Raw genomic sequence first — 20,675 nt, forward strand, 5'->3', positions numbered from 1 at the left:
AAATAGAATAGCGATTATTGAGGAATTTAGGAGTAAATATTCTCTTAAGGAATTATTGGCAATATCAAAGAGTGCTCATCATTATCATATCAAGTGTAAAGTGAATAAGGTGGAAAATGAATGAATCATTTCAGAAATACAATCCATATTCGATAAACATAAGAGGAAATATGGATATATAAAAGTAATAATTGAATTAAAAAACAGAGGGTATCAAGTAAATAAGAAAAAAGTGTATCAAATTATTAAAAAGCATAATTTGAAAGCAGCAACAAAAACAAAGGAATACAAATCATATCGAGAAACAATAGGAAAAGCAGTAGATAAACTATTAGCCAGAGTGTATATGAATGATAAACTCTATATAAATATGGATACAGACATAACAAAGTTTAGAATAAATAGTGGTAAATTGTATCTACCTCCAATAATCAATTTCTATACACGAGAGATTTTGTCATATAAGGAAGGATATTATATTCCGATCAAGGTTGGCAACTCCAAATGAAATACTACCATCTATTTTTAGTAAAACACGGTATGATACAATCGATGAGTAGAAAATGGAATTGTTTGGATAATTCACCTATAGAGAACTTCTTTGGAAGAATGAAAGTTGAAATGTGGTATAATCAAGAATGTAAATATAAAAATTCAACAAAACTCATTAAAGGAATTCAGGACTATATCAAATATTATAATGAGGATAGAATTGTATTGAAATTAAAATCTAGCCCTATCGAGTATAGAACTAGGATGTTGAAAACCATTTAACTGGCTAAAATCATATTCATTTATGAAGTCGCTTCAGCCGCCAAGAGTAGAATTTGAACGCAAGATATGAGAAATATTTGCTGAAGTAAAAGAAAGATTATCTCGCCTTAAAATATTACCAAGCGGCGATGCAGGATGATAGATAGAATATTTCTTTGAGCCTAAAGATGATGTTGAGGAATAAGTTTTGAATTGCATTATATAAATAGTTTTGAGAAATGAGGTGATAGAATGGCAAAAGAGGCAAAAGCTCGACTTAAAATAAATAGATTACTCGAAGAAGCCGGATGGCGGTTTTTCGATGATGAAAATGGTTATGCCAATATACAAGTTGAACCTAATGTTAAGATGACTAAGGTACAAGTAGATGCTTTTGGCGAAAACTTTGACAAAACCAAAAATGGATTTATTGATTTTCTTTTGCTCGATGAAAATGGAAATCCTTATGTTGTGCTCGAAGCCAAATCTGAAGATAAACAACCCCTTGTTGGTAAGGAACAAGCAAGGGAGTATGCAAAATCACTTTTTGTGAGATATGTAATTTTATCAAACGGCAACCAACATTATTTTTGGAACATTTATAAGGGTGACCCACAGATTATTACTTCGTTTCCGAGTTGTGAAAGCCTAAAAATGAGCAAGGCAATGAATGCTGAGCCTGCTAAACTTTATAATGAAGAAATCACAAAAGATTATATTGCAGTTGTAAAAGATTCTCACTATATGGATGCACCAGAGTATAAAAATCCCGATATACGCAAGCAGTTTATATTTGAGCGCGGATTGAGGTTTTTGCGTGGGTACCAAGTAAAAGCGTTGCAAGCGTTGCAACAATCCGTTAAAGATGGTAAGGAACGCTTTCTTTTTGAGATGGCAACTGGAACAGGAAAAACATTAACTTCCGCCGCTGTTATCAGATTGTTTTTGCGTAGCGGAAATGCTAATAGAGTACTGTTTTTGGTAGATAGAATTGAACTAGAAAACCAAGCGAAAAAAAATTTTGTAAATTATCTTTCACCCGATTATCACACAGTTATATTTAAAGAAAATACAGATGATTGGCGCAAAGCGGAGATTGTTGTTTCAACGGTTCAAACGCTAATGTTCGACAATAAGTATAAACGGTATTTTAAACCTACCGATTTTTCACTGATTATTGCTGATGAGAGCCATCGCTCAATTAATGGAAACAGCAGAGCGGTTTTTGAGTATTTTTTAGGTTATAAATTAGGACTTACTGCAACGCCAAAAGATTATATAAAAAATATTGATGTGTCAAAACTAAAAGTAACTGACCCAAGAGCGTGGGAAAAACGCCAGCTTTTGGACAGTTACCGGACATTTGGCTGTGAAAGTGGCGATCCTACTTATCGTTATTCGTTGCTTGATGGCGTGAATGATCCCGAAGGACCCTTTTTGGTGAATCCAAAAGTATACGATGCGAGAACAGATATAACTACAAAATTGCTTGCAGAAGAAGGATATGCGATATTGAATCAAGTTGATGAACAGGTTGAGGATGCAGAGGAAACCTATTTCGCAAGAGATTTTGAAAAGAAATTTTTTTCTGAAGAAACCAATAAATTATTTGTGAAAACCTTCATGGATTATGCCAAGCGTGACCCTATATCCGGAGAAATCGGGAAAGGTATTATTTTTTGCGTGAGCAGACTTCATGCGGCTAAAATTACGCAGTTACTTAATTTATATGCTACTTTGATGTTTCCGGACAAATATCAGTCTGATTTTGCTATGCAGATAACCTCTGATGTGATGAATGCACAAAGTTATACAATCAATTTTCAAAATAATAACCTAAGTGGGTATAGCAGTTTCTTAGATGGATATAAGTCTTCCAAAACCCGTATTTGTGTTACGGTAGGCATGATGACAACTGGTTACGATTGTGAAGATTTGCTCAATATTGGCTTATTTCGTCCTATCTTTTCTCCGACTGATTTTATACAGATTAAAGGTAGAGGGACAAGAATGAATGACTTCATTTTAAAAGTGCGTGAAAATGGGGTTGACACCATTCGAAAAGTAGCAAAAGATAACTTCTACCTCTTTGACTTTTTCGGTAATTATGAGTATTTTGAGGATAAATTTGATTATGATGTTGAGCTGAAACTGCCTAAGCCTCAAAGTAAAACCGCAGATTTAAGCACACCGCAGGTTGAAACTGATAGGTATGAAAACTTTGCTCCAGACCCGTTAAAGTCGCTGACTGAAACGCAAATTAGCAGCCGTGGTATGAAGATAGACCGTATGTACTTTGATAAGTTTGAAGAAACCGTTAAAGAAGACCCTGTTGCTAAAGAGCAGTATGAGCAAGGCAATTATCAAGCGGTTATTAAATACATCGATGAGTACATTATGGATAAACCAAACGAATATTACTCATGGGACAAGCTACGTCGTGCAACTGGTACAGACCGCAGAGTAACCACGAGAGAAATTATTGATAAGGTGTTCGGAGCGTTGACATTTTTCAAGAGTAAACACCAACTTGTTGAAGATGAATTTGAGAGCTTTACGTTAACAAAAACTATTCCTAATGAAAAATTTTGGGATATCAAGCATTTCTTTGAAGCGTATTTAACAGACAAAGAGGTGCGAAGAGCTATTGAGGACAGGCGTTTTACTGCTTTTGGGACAGAGATTGCAACCTATACGCTAAGTGAATTGAGAGAACTTGGTATGGATAATATGCTTTGTGTAATTAACTATATCAATGATAATGTAAATGTGTCCCGATTTATGTGAGGAGAATAGAAGATGCTTAAATTTGATGTAAAACGAAAAATAAATACCCTGCGAGATATACTCGTAGGTAAAGTGCCTGACCCAAAAGCACAAGTTGAGCAGATAACAATTGCTATGATCTATAAGTTTATGGATGATATCGACCTCGAAGGTATGGAGTTTGGGCGTTTAGGTACTCGGGCATTTTTTAGAGATGATTTTGAAAAATATGCTTGGGCAAACATTATGCAGTCTGAAAACAGTGGACAACAACGTGCTGTTTTGTATGCAGAGGGCATTGATAAGATGGCAATGAATCCTCATTTGCCACAGCTTTTCCGTGATGTTTTCCGTGGTGCTTATGTGCCATACCGTGACCCTGATACTCTTAACATGTTTTTAAAGGAAATCAGCGAATTTTCCTATGATAACAGTGAAGATTTGGGCAATGCCTTTGAATATTTGCTATCAATTATGGGTAGTCAAGGTGATGCTGGGCAATTTCGTACCCCTCGCCATATCATTGATATGATTGTAGAAATAGTAGACCCTAAGAAAAACGAATCCGTTTTAGACCCTGCTTGTGGTTCAGCAGGCTTTTTGATTAGCTCTTACAAGCATATTTTAGAGAATAACAAAGACAAAAATGGCAAAAGCACTCTTACCACAGATGACAGAAAACACCTTAGCATAAACTTTGCCGGATATGATATTTCCCCCGATATGGTGCGTCTATCTCGTGTGAATATGTATCTGCATAAGTTTACAAAGCCACAGATAAGTGAATATGACACGCTGACAAGCGAAGAAAAATGGAACGATAGCTATGACGTTATCCTTGCTAACCCACCTTTTATGACACCCAAAGGAGGTATTATCCCTCATAATCGATACAGGGTGCAGGCGAAACGTGCGGAAGTGCTCTTTGTGGACTATATTGCAGAGCATTTAAACCCCACAGGCAGAGCAGGTATCATTGTTCCAGAGGGCATTGTGTTTCAATCTGCCAATGCTTATAAGCAGCTTCGGGAATATCTTGTAAACGATAATCTGCTCTATGCAGTTATCTCGCTGCCTGCCGGCGTGTTTAACCCTTACAGTGGCGTGAAAACCAGTGTTCTTCTATTTGATAAGACACTGGCAAAAAATAGGGAAGAAATCCTGTTTGTAAAGATGAACAATGATGGCTACGATCTTGGTGCACAACGTAGAGAGATAAAGCAAAACGATATCCCCGACATTATAAATATTGTCAAGGCATTTATAAATGGTGAAGATGTAAGCTACAGCCCTCTTGTTACCCTTGCAAAAAAAGAGGAAATTAAAAAACATGATTATATCCTTGTGGGAGAGAGATATAAAGTTGTAACTGTTGTAAATAGTGTTTGGCCAATGGTGGAGCTTGGGGAAGTTTGTGAGGTTTTTAATGGCTCAACACCGTCGAGAACAGAAAAAGTGTATTGGGAAAAGGGTAATATTCCTTGGTTTACTATTGATGACGTTAGAACACAAGGCAGAATAATAACCTATACCAATCAACATATTACGGAGCAAGCGGTAACTGAAACCAGCGTGAAGATTTTGCCTGCAAATACAGTATTATTATGTTGCACAGCTTCTGTTGGTGAATTTGCCATATCTAAAATTGAGCTTACAACCAATCAACAATTTAATGGATTAGTTATTAAAACTAAAAATTTATTGCCAGAATTTTTATTTTATTGTGCTTCTCAATTCAAATCCGAACTTTTTAGATTAAGTGGAGAAACTGCTTTTAAATTTGTTTCTATCAGATATGTTAAGCAAATAAAAATCCCCCTCCCACCCCTATCAATTCAACAAGAAATAGTTACTGAAATTGAAAGCTATCAAAAGATTATTGACGGTGCAAGGCAGGTGGTGGATAACTACAGACTGACTATTAAGGTTGACCCCAGTTGGGAAATAATAAAACTTGGAGATATTTGTGAAAACTTGGATAGTAAAAGGATCCCAATTACATCATCAGAAAGGAATCAGGGTGAATATCCATATTATGGAGCATCTGGCATCGTTGATTATGTAGATGGTTACATATTTGATGAAGACTTGCTTTTGTTATCAGAAGATGGAGCAAATTTAATCACAAGAGTTACGCCAATTGCCTTTTCAATAACAGGAAAAGTGTGGGTAAATAATCACGCTCATGTTCTCAAGTTTCAAGAAAAGGATACACAGAAATATATTGAGTTTTATATTAATCAAATGGATATCTCTAATTATGTTACTGGTGCGGCTCAACCAAAGTTAAGCCAAGGAAATTTAACAAGAATCTCAATTCCTCTCCCACCCCTCGAAACCCAACAGCAAATTGTAGCACAAATTACCGAAGAAATGGCAATCGTAGAACAAAACAAACGGCTTATTGAAATCTTTGAGCAGAAAATTGAGGATAAGATGAAAGAGGTTTGGGGAGAGTAGGTTTATGAATACAGTGCAATTTTCGCCTGATGCAATAAAATTGGCGGAAAATATGCTAGATGCCAAAGAGTTGCCAAAGACTTTTAACGATTACAGAGAAGCAATGGCGATAGTTAATAACTACTCTAATGCTATGGATACAATAAAGAATACGTAACTTTGCTTGATGCATGGCTGCGTAGAGAATATCCTGAAATTTATCTGCTTGAAAATGCAGGTCAATATTACACTTGCTTTTTCAAGCATCAGCAACCGTAATAATTCAAAAGAATATGAACTAATAAATCGCCTTAAATTTGATGCAAACGGGATACTTGCCAGTGTTTTGGTGAAAAAAGGACTAATGCTAAACGTTGGTGGCATCATCGAAAAATATTATAGATTAACTGAGAATAAAAAGACTGTGCTGAGGGGAAAATTATTGAAAGAGAAAAAGTATTTAATGCAATAATGATAATTTTAACTTTTTGCTCACAAATAGAAACAATCATATTAGAGCTGTAAATGCAATTGATGGTTGACATAGGTTACTTGGATAAAGCTGATTTTTAGACAGTGGAGGTGAGCGCTTTGGATGAATTCTACACTTTTAATGATTTTCTACCTATTTATCAAATAGATAGCAACGAAATAGATTATAATCGCACATTGTTTAAGGCGTTTGAATTAAGTTATACAAATGGATTGTTTCAATTCGCCTATATTCAAATGCATATGCTTTTTATGGTATGCATTTATAATATGTTATTAAAACTAAGTATAATTTATCCAGCTGAACTTGAAACAGCAATTCACTATATGCTTAAAGACAGAAGTTCTGATTTTTACGGTAAAAGTAATACGAAAAACGGGAAGTTGTACTTTGGAAGCTTTGCCTGTATCAGCGAAAGCGATGTATTTCTTTTGCTAAAGATTGTGGGTATGGATAGCAATCTAAAGGGTGAACTGACGAAGTTGGTTACCGAGCGCAATAAATATGCTCATGCTAACGGCAACATTACCATTACATCGCAGGAAACAATAGATGACAGAATAATAATTTACATAAAACTAATTGAGCGTGTTGCGATATTGATGAATAGTAAAGTTTTAGAGTTATATGTCAATATTATCGAGTCTTCTGAGTTTCATAGTCCAGATAGTCGAGAAACATATCTCGATGATATTGAATATATGCGAGAAGAATTTATAAAACGATACGCTGTTTCAATAAGTGAATTGAATGTATGCCGTAAATTCGACATCAATTCATTACATGAGAATGAGAAGTTTGAAGAAATAAAAAAACTCCATATAGCATTAGTAGCAATCCACAAGAGCATCGGAGCTGATGAATAGATAAGGAGGGATACCATGGCGAAAAAAAGTGATAAGATACTTTATGATTACAATATTTACCGTATTCAGTTTGAAAAGCACGATGATTTCATAGGATTTTTAGAGGAAAGAAAGTTTGAAGAAATCCCACTAAAACAAGATTTACTTAAACCAGATTCCTCTGTTTCATTTACCTTGATGTATTGCGACAAAGATAATAAGGATGGTTCACAATGGGTTAAGATTTTATCATCTTGCGCAGAGCAGAAATTAGAACAAGATGTGCGAGTTTATGGTGCTGCTTTGGTGTGTAAAGGTGTTGACTTTTGTTATGTAATATCGTACGGTAATGCTCATTTTTATGCTGGGAAATACTGTGATTATAATTTTGGGGTGTCTGTTGCTGAAAGGTTAATCGACTTAGAAAGTATTAAAGCACAGCAAAATGTTTCTCATGGTAGCAAGTTGAGCAAAACACATTTTGACTATATCAAAAACGCACCTATTACATATGGTAGCGGTGAAATACCAACTTTTATAAAAGGTGAAAGTATTGATCCTGAATATTGGGGTGCAAATATTACTTGTGGCATTTCAACACAGTTTAAGTGGGAAGAATCTCCTTTACAGATAGGTGAAAAATTGTCAGCGCTTGATACTGTCTGTAAAACAAAAAGTGATATTTCGTTGCCACGATTACTTCCACTTGATGAAGAAATTTATGTTGATAAGATAGCAGAGCTTTATTTGAAATTAGCCGAAGCTATTCGTGATTATGATCCTGCTAAAATAGCTGATTATTTTAGTGTTCCATCATTTTATCTATTAGGAACAAAAATAATGCAAACTGATTTTTCTAAGTATAAACTGTCATGCAATCATAAAGTGCAAGAATTTGATGGTGAGCTTAGTATTTTTTCAGTTAAGCAATTCTTAGATGTCAACGGATATGATATAATTTCTCATATTCAAAAAATAAACATAGCAGTGGAGTATTCAACGGGGCAGTTTTCAGCACTTAAACCAATTACTGAATATATGGAGTTTATTTGTACTGATAAGATGAGCAATAGTTTTTGTTTACGTAATGGTAAATGGTGCTCTTTTAACAACGCTTATGTCGAAAGAATCATATCCAGTGTTGCTCGTATAAAATATGTCAATCATATTGATGATGATTTATGTTTTAACAAAACAGCCTTAATGGATTTTGCTAAAGAAACAGGTATTTTTGTTGACCGTGAACATCAACCGATAGAAGGATATTTCAATCATCGACTCGAAGAGATTTTATCGGCAACGAGTCAGCACCCAACTACACAGAAATTTGAAGAAGGATATAATTTTAGATATGAACCTTGTGATTTATTTACAACAGATACACTCTATTTTGTAAAAATCGGTGAGCCAAGTGATTTTGCAATGGCTATTGACCAAGCGGGAGTAACTCTTCAAAAATTAAGGACAAGCAACAATGTTATTGAACTGATTAATAATACATTAGTTACCCCATTAGAATTTGTCCTTATACTTGTTTTTGATAAGAGATCGTCTATAATCACCCAATGGAAAGATATCAACTCTCTAAATTTTCTAATTCATCTTTCTGACTTACAAAAAGATTTAAACTTGTCAGGAATAACCCTTAAAGTAGATTTTTGTTATGGAGCAATACAGATTTAAGAAGAGTTTTTACAACTTCATATCTTGTTTATTTGTGGACTTTACTCCTCGCACTTCCTCTCTCAAAACTTCAGTACACTACGGCAGATTTGCTTAAATTTTTGTACTTTATATTTAAGAGAAACATACACATATTAAGCTCATTTCTGTCAGAGTTCAACTTATTACATTACAGTTTGTTTGAAACATCTTGTAGATGTGCTGACAAAGCATTCATAAAATTTTTAAATAAGCTATTACTGTTTATTAATGACAACATAAAATGAACAAAAGTGATGAAATAATAATTTTCAAATAGATCATCAATCTTCTGATTAATAATTCTTTAAACGATAAGATTTAACAGGAATTTGAATCACATGAGCGTGGTGAAGGATGCAATCGAGGATAGCATTTGAAATCATGGGCTAAATGAAGATACTATCCCAAATGGAAAAGTTAATGTTGGAAGTAATAAGGCTTTCTAAACTTTAGTGAGGTCATTTCTTACTGATCCCATAAAAGTTTAAAGTACTAGAGAAACTTAATCTTAAGTTTCTCATTTTTTCTAAAGATAAATTGTCAAATCAAGCGCAACACCTATGTTAGTTATCATGGATGACTTCATATGGTGTTTTATATTTTATACACTTACGAGGTCTGTTGTTTAATAAATGTAAATTGGTAATCAACTGGTCTTTACATACCTCTGATAAATTCATTCCTTTAGGATAGAACTCCCTGAGTAAGCCATTACTATTTTCATTTGTACCTTTCTGCCATGAACAATATGGATCGCAAAAAAACGTACGACAGTCTAATGCCTTTTCTACCTCATCGTAACCACTAAATTCTTTTCCTCTATCAAAAGTTATGCTTCTTACTAAATCTCCAGGAAAATCCTTCAATGCCTTAATTATTGCTGGTGTAACGTTTGCTGATGTTCTATCGGGCACTAGTATTGCGATATAATAACGCGATTTTCTTTCCGCTAATGTCACAAAACAATACTTGCTTTTCCTGGTACGATCAATGCGACCAGACTCTACTGTATCACCTTCCCAATGACCTAATTCAGCTCTTTTGTATATTTCATTAGGGCGTTTTTTTATGGTTCTACCACCATCATTGAACTTTCCTCTTTTCTCAGCAGGTCTTTTGAATTTCCCTTTTTGCCTAAGACTCTTCATACTAACTGATTTGATTTTGTTTTCTCTGATGACTCTATAAATTGTTGATGTAGACGGTACATAGGTTACTTCATTTGTTGGTCTATTGGAAATTTGTTCCAGCAACCAATGGAGTGATATTTTATTTCTTATGTACACTAAAGTTTCGTCATGAATAGCGCTTCTTCTGTGACAATTTTCTCTTCGTTGATTATACAGTTTCTGTGCCTTAATAGGAAAATATTTATAAACCTTTCCTAAACTATCTAATTGTACCTTGTTTCTTTTTATTTCTCTAGAAATCGTACTCAAAGAGCGTTGTAATGCTTTGGTAATACTTCGTATACTCATACCATGTTCTAATAAATTAAAAATATAACTTCTCTCATCTATGGTAAGATGATAATAGCTCATAGAAAATAACCTCCTTTTAGATGTTTGTTTGGTCACTTACATTCTAACATAGGTATTTCTATGGGTATTTCTATGTGTTTTTCTATGTGTTGCACTTAATATGATAATTTATTTATATTAAAGAATTTTGAGGCCTATTATAATGGCTATGAAGAAAATGGTAAGGTAATTAGAGGCTATGTAGATTTAATAAATGAACTACTAAGTTTGTTTCCACTTGATCAAATGATTATAGGAGAAACGAATGAAAAGGAATTCATTAAATTATTTGGAACTCTTTTAAGACTAAAAAATATTTTAAGCTCATTTGACGCTTTTGTAGGAAAAGAAATCGTAAGTGAAAGAGAATTCCAAAACTATCAAAGTATCTACATTGATTTATATGAAAAATATAGTAAAAAGGATAAAGCGGAAAAAGAAGATATTCATGATGATATTGAATTTGAAATAGAATTAATCAAGCAAGTTGAAGTGAATATAGACTATATTCTTATGTTAGTTGCTAAATATCATGATTCAAATTGTGAAGATAAGGAAATCTTAGGTGCTATTGAAAAAGCAATTGATTCGAGTATTCAACTTAGAAGTAAGAAAAAATTAATCGAAGATTTCATAGAAACAGTAAATGCAAGTACTGAAGTCGATAAAGACTGGAGGACATACGTTGAACAACAAAAAGAAGAAGAACTGAATAACATTATTGATAGTGAACATTTGAAACCGGAAGAAGCTCGACGTTTTATTAGTAATTCATTTAGAGATGGAGTTCTTAAAACGACTGGAACTGACTTAGATGGTATCATGCCACCTGTATCTCGTTTTGGTGGAGGACGTGCTAAAAAGAAACAATTATTAATAGAAATCCTATCTATATTTTTTGAGAAGTATTTTGGCATTTAAAGTAATTGAATATTCATAATGTGCATTATAAAAATAGAGAAGAGAAAATGATGATTAGATATATCACAAATTCCGATGAAAAAAAATCAATTTCAAGGGAAGTCCTTGAAGAACTTATCGAGTGATTTAGTATTGTTGAATCTAGGGAACAATATATTTCTGCTAGTTTAAATCAAGATTTTTATGTTGCTGAAAAAAATAATAAATCAATAGGGTTTCTAACAATAAAAGAAACAAGTAGGGATACTGTTGAATTAGCTATAATGGGAGTATTGAAAGAATACCATAGACAAGGTATTGGTAGAAAACTCTTTGAAGAAGCAAAAAGGAATGTTAAGAATAAGGGATATTCATTTATACAAGTCAAAACAGTAAAAAAAGGATGTTATAAAGAATATGATAAAACAAATGAATTTTATGTTAGTTTGGGATTTAAAGAATTAGAAGTATTTCCTACTCTATGGGATGAGAATATTCCGTGTCAAATCTATATTATGTCATTAAAGTAAGTCGATATAACTTTGAAATTATATAATCTCAATTCAAAAATCATTAGTAAAATTACTTTTGATTTTTTTACTATATCTTGTATAATGGTCACATATTGATAATACTTGGGGGAGAATATGAATAAACGATTCAAATCGATTATAAATATGCTACAAAGTCAAGAGTATGTGACTTCTTTTCAGTTTGCAGAGAAGTTAAAAGTTAGTGATCGAACAATACGTAGTGATTTTAGAGAACTCAATGAGTTTATTGAAGATCAGGGTGCGTTTATTACATCAAGTCCAAGTAAAGGATATAAGTTAGAAATTGAAGATAATCAATTATTCAAAGAGTTACTGGATAGTTTTAATGATGAAACATTACCAGAAAACTCAGAAGAACGTATTACATATTTATTAAGATATTTCTTACAAAATCCTAGTTATGTAAAGATTGAAGATTTGTGTGAGTTACTGTATGTAAGTAAATCTACTTTGCAACAAGACCTCAAGGCTGCAAAAGAAGTATTGGCAGAATATGGCTTAGAACTAAAACAAAAACCTAACTATGGTTTAAAGATAGATGGTAAAGAATTTGATTTTAGATTGTGTTTAACTAATTTTACAATGCAACATATGAATCCAAAGGACAATGAGTTCGATGACAATGAACAACTTATCCTAAGTCTTAAGAGTAGTCTTACTAAGATATTAAGCGAAGAACAATATGAAATATCTAATTTCTCATTTAATAATTTAGTAATGCATTTGCTTGTGGCGATGAAGAGAATTGAACAAAAATGTTTTGTGACGATGGATAAAAAGGAATTAAGTCATTTAAAGACAAAGGATGAATACAAAGTAGCTAAGCGAATTGTAGATGCTTGTAGTGATCTAACAGGACTTGAAATACCAGAGAGTGAGTGTGGGTACATAACAATTCACTTAACTGGGAAGCAAAACTTAAATGCATATGCAAGTAATCATGAAAACATTATTATTGATAAGAATACTCAAGAAATAGTAGATGATATGCTAAATCGCATTTATGATACCTATCGTGTTGATTTTAGAGATAACTTGGATTTAAGAATGACGTTGTATTTACATTTGGTTCCTTTACTAAACCGAATTAAATACAATCTAACGATGAAGAATCCATTACGCGAAGAGATATTAAGACATTATCCATTGGCTTATCAATTTGCTAAAGAGGCATGCATAGCGATAGAAAATAAATACAATCGGACTATAAGTGATGATGAAACTTGTTATTTTGCATTGCATTTAAATCTAGCACTTGAGCAACAACGTGTGGATACAACAATGAAAAATGTTTTGGTTGTTTGCAGTACTGGTAAGGGGACAAGTGAATTGTTGGCTTATCGAATACGATCACAGTTCAAAGAGTCACTGAATAAAGTAACACCATGTGATTTGTTGGGATTACATAAGATAGATTTCTCAACTTATCATTATATCTTTGCAACGGTTCCCATTGATTTTCCAGTACCATTACCCATCATACAAATTGAATATTTCTTTCAAAATGATGACATTGCGAAGATTAAGAAAATCATGAGTGGAAATAATGTAAGTAAAATTGATAAGTATTTTAGTAAAGATTTATTTTATACCGATATTACAGGGAAAACAAAAGAAGAAGTTTTAAAGAAAATTGTGAATCGAGTGGATAAAGTAAAAGAAATACCTTCTACTTATTTTGGATCAATTCTTGAAAGGGAAGCACTTGCGGTAACGGAATTTGGTAACTACGTAGCTATACCACATCCCAATGTTGCTTTGTCTAAGGAAACATTTGTTTGCGTAACAATACTAAAAGAACCTATTGTATGGCAAAAAACAAAAGTACAATTCATCTTCTTACTATCAATTGAAAAGGATGGTACTGAGGATTTAAGATTATTTTATGAAACAACAAGTAAGATGTTGATGAGTGAGAATAATGTAAAGATGCTCATTAATGCTAAAGATTTTGATATTATGTTAGGACTTCTAAGGCGAATTGAGGAGGAAGTCATTGCGGAAAGTTAGGTAATTTCCGTATCTAATACGGAAAAAGAATAAGTGGAAACACGCTAGGCACTATGCGAATATAGTGGTGTAAGGCGTGTTTCTTTTCTCATAGAGACACGAAAGGTGAATCAAATGCGCATTTGTTTAGCATGCTGCGCGGGCATGTCGACCAGTATTGTAGTTCAAAAAATGAGAGAAGCAGCTCGAAGTTGTAATGAGAATCATGAGATTTGGGCAATTGAACAATCACACATCGAAAGAAATATAGAGAAATTCGATGTCTTGTTGATTGGACCACAAATTAAGCATCGATATCTTGTGATTCGTGAATTAGTTCCAAGCCACATACCAGTAGCAGTAATTGATGCTACAAATTATGGGAGGTATGATGGTGAAGCAGTATTAGAACAAGCAAAACAACTATATAAGGAGGACGAAAAATGTCAAAATCAAAATTCGGTCAAAAGTTTGAAGACGGATTGATGGTCATTGCTGAAAAAGTAGATAGTAATAAATACTTAGGAGCAATTAAAGATGGCTTTACAGCATTTATGCCATTCATCATCGTTGGATCTTTTGCAACATTATTCAATACATTAATCTGTTCAACAAAAACAGGTTTAGCAGCATTTATACCATGGTTAGTTAATTTAAAACCAGCATTTGATGCAATTAACTTTGCAACATTATCTTGTATGGCTCTACCTATTGTATTCTTAATTGCAATGGAACTAGCAAGAAAAAATAAAATACCTGAATACATTACAGGAGTCATTGCATTAGCTTCATTTGTTATTGTAGTACCTCAATATGTTGAAGTCATTGTAAATGAAGTAACTGGAACTGCAGCAGGTTTACCAGGGGCTGCAATTGGGGCACAAGGTTTATTTATTGGGATGTTCTTAACCATCATTGTTGTAGAAATATTCTCAAAATTAATGAAGATTGAAAAAATCAAAATTAAAATGCCACCTTCTGTTCCAGGGCAAATTGCAACATCATTTAACACTTTAATTCCTATTATGATCACATTACTTATTGTTTCAATTGGAGGTACTTTATTTCATATTGCAACAGGAAGTTATTTAAATCAATGGATTTATACAGTAGTTCAAGCACCACTTGAAGCAGTATTCCAAAGTCCAGTTGGTGCAATTGCATTGTTTATGATTGCTCAAGTATTCTGGTTCTTGGGAATTCATGGAAATATGGTCATTACACCAATTCGTAATCCATTAATTGCTTCTGCTCTTGCAGCAAATATCGCATCTGCAGCAGCTGGAACAATTCCTAATCAACCAATTACTTATGGTTCATTAGTAAGCTTTATTGTAGTAGGTGGCGCGGGAATTGTTATTTCATTGTTATTTGCAATCTTCATCTTCTCAAAACGTGATGATCACAGAATGATTGCTAAATTGGGTATTGGTCCAGCACTCTTTGGTATCAGTGAACCAGTTGTTTATGGTTTACCATTAGTGCTTAATATGACATTCGCAATTCCATTTATCTTAGCAGCAGGGGTTGCCACAGGTTCAGTTCTATTCTTTACTAGTATTGGTTTTCTGCCTTGTAACATTGTCGATGTTCCATTTGGATTCCCAATTATTATCAATGCATTTATTGGACATGGATGGCAAGGGGTAGTTGTACAATTGTTTATTCTCATTGCATGTACTGCACTTTATGCACCATTTGTAATTCTTGCAAACAAACAATATGCAAAAGAACAAGAAGAAATCAAAGCACAACAAGCGCTTGAAGCAAAAGAAAATGGAGTACAAGAAGCATAAATATTAGTTAGCGAGTATATGTGCAAGAGTACGTATACTCGTTTTTAAGAAAAGGAGAAAACCAAATATGATTAAATTTCCTGAAGGTTTTTTATGGGGTGGAGCAGTTGCTGCAAACCAATGTGAGGGTGCATGGAACATAGATGGCAAAGGAATGAGTGTTGCTGATGTTGCAATGTATAAACCTAATGTAGATGTTAAAGACTATGTTAGTCAATGGCATGTTTCACAAAAGAATGTTGATGAAGCTATGAAAGCAACAGATGATACTTATTATCCAAAACGTAGAGGGATTGATTTCTATCATCGTTATAAAGAAGACATTGCACTTTTTGAGGAAATGGGATTTAAAACATTACGTGTATCCATTGCATGGACTCGTTTATTCCCTAATGGAAATGAAACAGAACCCAATGAAAAAGGGATTGAATACTATAAAGATTTATTTAAAACATTGCGTAAAGCAAACATTGAACCTCTTGTTACATTAAGTCATTATGAAATGCCACTTTATTTGGTGAATCATTATGATGGATGGGTAAATAGAGAAGTAGTAGATTTCTTTGTAAGATATGCAAAAGTATGTTTTGAAAGCTTTAAAGATGAAGTTAAATATTGGTTAACATTTAATGAAATTGACAGTGTATTTCGACATGCATTTACAACTATCGGTGTACTTGAAGAGAAATATGAAAACAAAGAAAAAGCTGAAGAAGCAATCTATCAAGCACTTCATCATCAATTTGTTGCAAGTTCAATCGCAACAAAATTATGTCATGAAATTATACCTGGATCTCAAATGGGATGCATGGTGACAAAGACATTAACTTATCCTGAAACATGTAATCCTGAAGATATTTACTTAGCTCAAAAAGATAATCGTGTGAATTCATTCTATACAGATGTGCAAGTATTGGGGTTCTATCCAACCTTTATCTTCAAAGAATGGAAACGTAAAGGTTTCGATATCAAAATGGAAAAAGATGATTTGGACATCATTCAAAAATATACTGTTGATTTCATATCATTTAGTTACTACATGAGCATGGTACAAAGTATCAATGCAGAGCAACGTGAAAAAGTGGGTGGTAATTTAACTACAGGTGTTAAAAATCCATACTTACATATTAGTGAATGGGGTTGGCAAGTTGATCCAGTTGGATTAAAAATATCACTAATTGATTTATATGATCGTTATCATAAACCATTGTGGATTGTTGAAAATGGAATTGGTTCTAAAGATGTTGTTGAAGAGAATGGAACTATTCAAGATGACTATCGTATTGAATACTTTAGAAACCACTTCAAACAAATTGCATTGGCGATTGATGAAGGTGTTGAATGTATGGGTTATACCTCATGGGCTTGTATTGATTTAGTAAGTGCAAGTACATCACAAATGACAAAGCGTTATGGCTTTATCTATGTTGATGCTGATGACTTAGGTAATGGTACATACAATCGTTTCAAGAAGAAGAGTTTTGATTGGTATAAAAAAGTAATCGCTACAAATGGCGAGTGCTTAGAGGAGGAATAAACATGACAACAGGATTTCCAAAGAATTTCATGTGGGGTGGTGCAGTTGCAGCAAACCAATGTGAAGGTGCTTATTTAGAAGGTGGTAAAGGGATTAATGCTACAGATGTACTTGTTGGTATCATCGCAGAAGGAACTCACCCATCTATTAAATGGAATGAAGAAACAAAGCGATATGAGCCATGTTATAACCCAGATAAAGTTTATTTGAGTCATGATGCAGTTGATTTCTATCATCGCTATAAAGAAGATTTAGAACTTATGGCAGGTATGGGTTTCAATGCATTTCGTACAAGTATTTCATGGGCTAGAATATTTCCTAATGGAGATGAAGTTGAACCAAATGAAGAAGGACTTAAATTCTATGATGATTTATTCTCTGAAATGAGAAGACTGGGCATGGAACCTGTTATCACATTAAGTCATTATGAAACGCCACTTCATTTATTAACTGAATATGGTGGATGGGCAAATGAAAAAATGATTGATTTCTGGTTGCGCTATGTTGAAACAGTATTCACTCGTTATAAAGATTTGGTGAAATGTTGGTTAACATTCAATGAAATCAATAACTTATTTAGAATCCCATTTGCTGCGGGTGCAATGTTAGATATTAACCCGAGTGATGTAAATGAACCAATTAGTGGTTTAACAATAAAACAAAAATACCAAGGGGCACACTATGTCTTTGTTGCAAATGCAAAAACTGTGGAACTATGTCATAAGATCATCCCTGATGCTCAAATTGGTTGTATGCTATCCCTTTCCCACATCGTTTCATACCCTTACAGTTGCAATCCAGAAGATGTGTTTGGTGCAATGCAATTCCAACGTAACCATTATTTATGGAGTGATGTAATGTGTAGAGGAGAATATCCTGCCTACATTCATCGCATATGGGAAGAAAATAATTGTAAGCCTATAATTAAAGAGGGTGACTTGGAAGTCATTAAAAATAATCCATGCCAGTTTATTGCATTTAGTTATTATATGAGTGCTGTATTCAAAGATGGTGTTGGTATGGCTGCTGGAACTGGTGGAGCAAAAGGAGCAAAGAATCCATACTTAACAATGTACTCACCAGAACCTTGGACTTGGCCAGTAGATCCAAAAGGGTTACGCTACTTATGCAATGTATTAACTGATCGTTATCGTTTACCTTTATTCATTGTAGAAAATGGTATTGGATTAGATGATCAAGCTAATGAAAATGGAGAATACATCGATACCTTTAGAATGGAATACATCAAAATGCATCTATCGGAAATCAAAGAAGCAATTCATGATGGTTGTGATATCATGGGTTATCTGTATTGGGGACCATTTGATATCGTATCTGCTGGAACAGGTGAAATGAAGAAACGTTATGGTTTTGTCCATATTGATCGTAATAACGATGGAACAGGTACACTAAAACGAACTAAGAAAAAATCTTATGAGTACTACAAAAAAGTAATTGCATCCAATGGTGAAGACTTAGAAGTATTAAAATAATGAAAGTATTTGAAAAAATAAGTAAAATACCTGCAGGAATGATGATTGTTCCAGTATTGATTGGGGCAATCATCAACACCTTATTTCCAAGTATACTTACAATTGGCGATCCATTCTCAGCATCCTTTTATAAAACAGGATTGATGTCTATTATTGGATTGATGTTATTCTTTACAGGTACACAATGTGAAATAAAAAAGATGAAACCCGTCTTGAAAAGAGGAGTGCCATTAGCTACTTTCAAAATTATTACATTTGTTGTACTTGCAAAATTATGTATTCATTATTTGCCAGTAGAAGGAATTCTAGGTATTCCTACAATCGCTATTGTAACTTGCATTGTAAGTTGTAATTCTGCATTATACTTAAGTTTAATGGATACCTATGGAGATGAAGCGGATAAGACTAATTTTGGATTATTAACAATTATTGGTATGCCAAACGTTGCATTGCTTATTCTTGGATCATCCTCATCAGCATTCAATAGCATTATGGCAATGTTGATTCCCTTTCTTTTAGGTATAGGTTGTACTGCACTCGATATTAGTTTCAAAGATTACTTCAAGCAAGGAATATCTTGCGTAGTACCCATTGCAGGATTTGCATTTGGTACCAATATTAATCTATTGAATCTATTCCAAAGTGCATTCACAGGAGTCTTATTAACACTCGTTATTACTTTAATTTCAATTGGTTTAGCATATTTCTTTGATACAATTATCTTGAAACAAAAAGGATGTGCAGGTATTGCAACTTGTGGAGTATCCGGTGTATCTTTATCACTTCCATACTTAGCATCAGTTGTAAATCCTACCCTTACACCTTATGTAAGCAGTGCAACAGCCCAATGTGCAGTTGCCCTTACTCTCACAACATTCATCATCCCATTTCTTACAAAATGGTGTTATATGAAAAAAACAATGATAAAATAAAACAGGAGGAGTCTTATGAAAAAAATAGTCTTACTATGTGCTGCAGGAATGAGTACAAGTATGTTAGTTACAAAAATGCGTGAAGCAGCTGCAACGGAAGGGTTTGAATGTGAAATCAATGCTTACCCAGTTTCACAATCAGGAGCTGTATTAAAAGATGCAGATTGCTGTTTATTAGGCCCACAAGCACGTTTCAATCTTAAAAAAGTACAAGCTGAATTCCCTAATTTACCATGTGCTGTAATTGAAATGCAAAAATATGGAACAATGGATGGAAAGGGTGTTTTAGCTGATGCTAAAGCATTGATTGGTTAATATGGAAGGATTAGAATTAACTTGTTTTCAAATTATCTCGGCAGTTGGTACTGCAAGAAGTTTATACATTGAAGCAATCCAAGATGCAAAAGAAGGTAAATTTGATGATGCTAAAGCGAAGATTAAAGAAGGTGAAGAAGTTTTTGTTGAAGGACATAAAGTTCATGCAAGTCTTGTACAAAAAGAAGCAAACGGGGAACCAATTAATTTCCAATTACTTCTACTTCATGCTGAAGATCAACTGATGTCTGCAGAAGCATTCTCAATCATTGCAAAAGAATTTATTGATTTATACGAAATAATGAAGAAGTAAGATAATAAAAAGATACATGAAAAAAGTTGTAAACTATACCCCTTGTCAAGGACACAAGAATAAAAGATATGAAGCAGGTGAATAAAAATCATCTGCTTTTACTATAAATAAATGATTGATTGAGGAACAATCACAGGCAGATATTTCACCAATGTTTTATCTGTCAGATACTGATCAACTTCATAAGGAGTCTTCTTATGAAGTCGTTTCTGTGGTCGATCGTAATTATAGTAATTGATATAATCAGTTATCGCAAAAGCCATTTCCTCATAAGTCCTATACTTCTTTAAATCCATTTCTGTTTTTAATATCGCAAAGAATGATTC

The 20,675-nt window shown here is 33.5% G+C and carries 20 protein-coding genes; 17 read left to right on the forward strand and 3 right to left on the reverse strand.

Annotated features, from left to right (window positions below):
- Positions 1 to 136: 136 nt before the first annotated feature.
- The 7 genes from B5D14_RS12445 (at position 137) to B5D14_RS10725 (ending at position 8,979) form a co-directional block, all read left to right on the forward strand.
- Positions 137 to 508 (forward strand): IS3 family transposase, encoded by a 372-nt coding sequence (locus B5D14_RS12445; RefSeq protein WP_425351971.1) that lies wholly within the window; start codon positions 137 to 139, stop codon positions 506 to 508.
- 44 nt (positions 509 to 552) lie between these two features.
- Positions 553 to 774, forward strand: a complete 222-nt coding sequence (locus B5D14_RS12450) for an IS3 family transposase (protein WP_425351972.1) — start codon at positions 553 to 555, stop codon at positions 772 to 774.
- A 231-nt stretch (positions 775 to 1,005) separates the two neighbouring features.
- Positions 1,006 to 3,540, forward strand: coding sequence for a DEAD/DEAH box helicase family protein (locus B5D14_RS10705; RefSeq protein ID WP_078712626.1), 2,535 nt, complete (start codon positions 1,006 to 1,008; stop codon positions 3,538 to 3,540).
- A 12-nt stretch (positions 3,541 to 3,552) separates the two neighbouring features.
- Positions 3,553 to 5,979, forward strand: a complete 2,427-nt coding sequence (locus B5D14_RS10710; RefSeq protein WP_078712627.1) for an N-6 DNA methylase — start codon at positions 3,553 to 3,555, stop codon at positions 5,977 to 5,979.
- A 4-nt stretch (positions 5,980 to 5,983) separates the two neighbouring features.
- Positions 5,984 to 6,136 (forward strand): hypothetical protein, encoded by a 153-nt coding sequence (locus B5D14_RS12170; RefSeq protein ID WP_159443792.1) that lies wholly within the window; start codon positions 5,984 to 5,986, stop codon positions 6,134 to 6,136.
- Positions 6,137 to 6,534: 398 nt separating this feature from the next.
- Positions 6,535 to 7,317 (forward strand): hypothetical protein, encoded by a 783-nt coding sequence (locus tag B5D14_RS10720; protein WP_143254431.1) that lies wholly within the window; start codon positions 6,535 to 6,537, stop codon positions 7,315 to 7,317.
- A 15-nt stretch (positions 7,318 to 7,332) separates the two neighbouring features.
- Positions 7,333 to 8,979 carry a DUF6119 family protein gene (locus B5D14_RS10725; RefSeq protein WP_078712630.1) on the forward strand — a complete coding sequence of 549 codons (1,647 nt, stop codon included), beginning with the start codon at positions 7,333 to 7,335 and terminating at the stop codon, positions 8,977 to 8,979.
- A 314-nt stretch (positions 8,980 to 9,293) separates the two neighbouring features.
- Here B5D14_RS10725 and B5D14_RS12455 read toward each other — a convergent pair whose 3' ends face one another.
- Together B5D14_RS12455 and B5D14_RS10730 are read right to left on the reverse strand one after the other, a co-directional pair.
- Positions 9,294 to 9,383, reverse strand: coding sequence for an ATP-binding protein (locus B5D14_RS12455; protein ID WP_425351970.1), 90 nt, complete (start codon positions 9,381 to 9,383; stop codon positions 9,294 to 9,296).
- A 180-nt stretch (positions 9,384 to 9,563) separates the two neighbouring features.
- A complete protein-coding gene (locus B5D14_RS10730) occupies positions 9,564 to 10,541 on the reverse strand; it encodes an IS30 family transposase (RefSeq protein ID WP_078712631.1) in 978 nt (325 codons plus the stop codon).
- Between the two features lie 114 nt (positions 10,542 to 10,655).
- Between B5D14_RS10730 and B5D14_RS10735 the strand changes: the two genes are divergently transcribed.
- The 10 genes from B5D14_RS10735 (at position 10,656) to B5D14_RS10780 (ending at position 20,349) form a co-directional block, all read left to right on the forward strand.
- Positions 10,656 to 11,441, forward strand: coding sequence for a type I restriction endonuclease subunit R, EcoR124 family (locus tag B5D14_RS10735; protein WP_078712632.1), 786 nt, complete (start codon positions 10,656 to 10,658; stop codon positions 11,439 to 11,441).
- A gap of 131 nt (positions 11,442 to 11,572) precedes the next feature.
- Positions 11,573 to 11,950: a GNAT family N-acetyltransferase gene (locus B5D14_RS12330; RefSeq protein ID WP_200804812.1), complete on the forward strand. Its 378-nt coding sequence runs from the start codon at positions 11,573 to 11,575 to the stop codon at positions 11,948 to 11,950.
- Between the two features lie 117 nt (positions 11,951 to 12,067).
- Complete coding sequence (locus tag B5D14_RS10745; protein WP_078712633.1) at positions 12,068 to 13,984, forward strand: BglG family transcription antiterminator; 1,917 nt, start codon at positions 12,068 to 12,070, stop codon at positions 13,982 to 13,984.
- 114 nt (positions 13,985 to 14,098) lie between these two features.
- Positions 14,099 to 14,449, forward strand: coding sequence for a PTS sugar transporter subunit IIB (locus tag B5D14_RS10750; RefSeq protein ID WP_078712634.1), 351 nt, complete (start codon positions 14,099 to 14,101; stop codon positions 14,447 to 14,449).
- The gene (locus B5D14_RS10755; RefSeq protein WP_078712635.1) at positions 14,407 to 15,759 is read left to right on the forward strand and encodes a PTS sugar transporter subunit IIC; all 1,353 of its coding nucleotides are present in this window, start codon (positions 14,407 to 14,409) and stop codon (positions 15,757 to 15,759) included. The genes B5D14_RS10750 and B5D14_RS10755 overlap by 43 nt, the downstream gene beginning before the upstream one ends.
- Before the next feature lie 67 nt (positions 15,760 to 15,826).
- The gene (locus tag B5D14_RS10760) at positions 15,827 to 17,296 is read left to right on the forward strand and encodes a glycoside hydrolase family 1 protein (RefSeq protein ID WP_078712636.1); all 1,470 of its coding nucleotides are present in this window, start codon (positions 15,827 to 15,829) and stop codon (positions 17,294 to 17,296) included.
- A gap of 2 nt (positions 17,297 to 17,298) precedes the next feature.
- Positions 17,299 to 18,789 (forward strand): glycoside hydrolase family 1 protein, encoded by a 1,491-nt coding sequence (locus B5D14_RS10765; protein ID WP_078712637.1) that lies wholly within the window; start codon positions 17,299 to 17,301, stop codon positions 18,787 to 18,789.
- Positions 18,789 to 19,721 carry a 2-keto-3-deoxygluconate permease gene (locus B5D14_RS10770; protein WP_078712638.1) on the forward strand — a complete coding sequence of 311 codons (933 nt, stop codon included), beginning with the start codon at positions 18,789 to 18,791 and terminating at the stop codon, positions 19,719 to 19,721. Before B5D14_RS10765 ends, B5D14_RS10770 begins: the two co-directional genes overlap by 1 nt.
- Before the next feature lie 15 nt (positions 19,722 to 19,736).
- On the forward strand, positions 19,737 to 20,036 hold the full coding sequence (locus tag B5D14_RS10775; RefSeq protein ID WP_078712639.1) for a PTS sugar transporter subunit IIB: 300 nt from the start codon (positions 19,737 to 19,739) through the stop codon (positions 20,034 to 20,036).
- Between the two features lies 1 nt (position 20,037).
- Positions 20,038 to 20,349 (forward strand): PTS sugar transporter subunit IIA, encoded by a 312-nt coding sequence (locus B5D14_RS10780; protein ID WP_078712640.1) that lies wholly within the window; start codon positions 20,038 to 20,040, stop codon positions 20,347 to 20,349.
- 101 nt (positions 20,350 to 20,450) lie between these two features.
- Here B5D14_RS10780 and B5D14_RS10785 read toward each other — a convergent pair.
- Positions 20,451 to 20,675, reverse strand: a 225-nt coding sequence (locus tag B5D14_RS10785; protein ID WP_143254432.1) for an IS3 family transposase, incomplete at its 5' end; no start/stop codon positions are given.

The organism is Anaerorhabdus furcosa (assembly GCF_900167375.1).
In the GTDB taxonomy this organism is placed as follows: Bacteria; Bacillota_I; Bacilli_A; order Erysipelotrichales; family Erysipelotrichaceae; genus Anaerorhabdus; species Anaerorhabdus furcosa.

Bases quoted from the DNA above. Each gene is read 5' to 3' on its own strand.
- B5D14_RS10775 (WP_078712639.1), top strand. From the start codon at position 19,737: ATGAAAAAAATAGTCTTACTATGTGCTGCAGGAATGAGTACAAGTATG.
- B5D14_RS10770 (WP_078712638.1), top strand. From the start codon at position 18,789: ATGAAAGTATTTGAAAAAATAAGTAAAATACCTGCAGGAATGATGATT.
- B5D14_RS10745 (WP_078712633.1), top strand. From the start codon at position 12,068: ATGAATAAACGATTCAAATCGATTATAAATATGCTACAAAGTCAAGAG.
- B5D14_RS12455 (WP_425351970.1), bottom strand. From the start codon at position 9,383: ATGATTTCAAATGCTATCCTCGATTGCATCCTTCACCACGCTCATGTG.
- B5D14_RS10725 (WP_078712630.1), top strand. From the start codon at position 7,333: ATGGCGAAAAAAAGTGATAAGATACTTTATGATTACAATATTTACCGT.
- B5D14_RS10750 (WP_078712634.1), top strand. From the start codon at position 14,099: ATGCGCATTTGTTTAGCATGCTGCGCGGGCATGTCGACCAGTATTGTA.
- B5D14_RS10765 (WP_078712637.1), top strand. From the start codon at position 17,299: ATGACAACAGGATTTCCAAAGAATTTCATGTGGGGTGGTGCAGTTGCA.
- B5D14_RS10755 (WP_078712635.1), top strand. From the start codon at position 14,407: ATGTCAAAATCAAAATTCGGTCAAAAGTTTGAAGACGGATTGATGGTC.
- B5D14_RS10730 (WP_078712631.1), bottom strand. From the start codon at position 10,541: ATGAGCTATTATCATCTTACCATAGATGAGAGAAGTTATATTTTTAAT.
- B5D14_RS10780 (WP_078712640.1), top strand. From the start codon at position 20,038: ATGGAAGGATTAGAATTAACTTGTTTTCAAATTATCTCGGCAGTTGGT.
- B5D14_RS12450 (WP_425351972.1), top strand. From the start codon at position 553: ATGAGTAGAAAATGGAATTGTTTGGATAATTCACCTATAGAGAACTTC.
- B5D14_RS10710 (WP_078712627.1), top strand. From the start codon at position 3,553: ATGCTTAAATTTGATGTAAAACGAAAAATAAATACCCTGCGAGATATA.
- B5D14_RS10760 (WP_078712636.1), top strand. From the start codon at position 15,827: ATGATTAAATTTCCTGAAGGTTTTTTATGGGGTGGAGCAGTTGCTGCA.
- B5D14_RS12170 (WP_159443792.1), top strand. From the start codon at position 5,984: ATGAATACAGTGCAATTTTCGCCTGATGCAATAAAATTGGCGGAAAAT.
- B5D14_RS10705 (WP_078712626.1), top strand. From the start codon at position 1,006: ATGGCAAAAGAGGCAAAAGCTCGACTTAAAATAAATAGATTACTCGAA.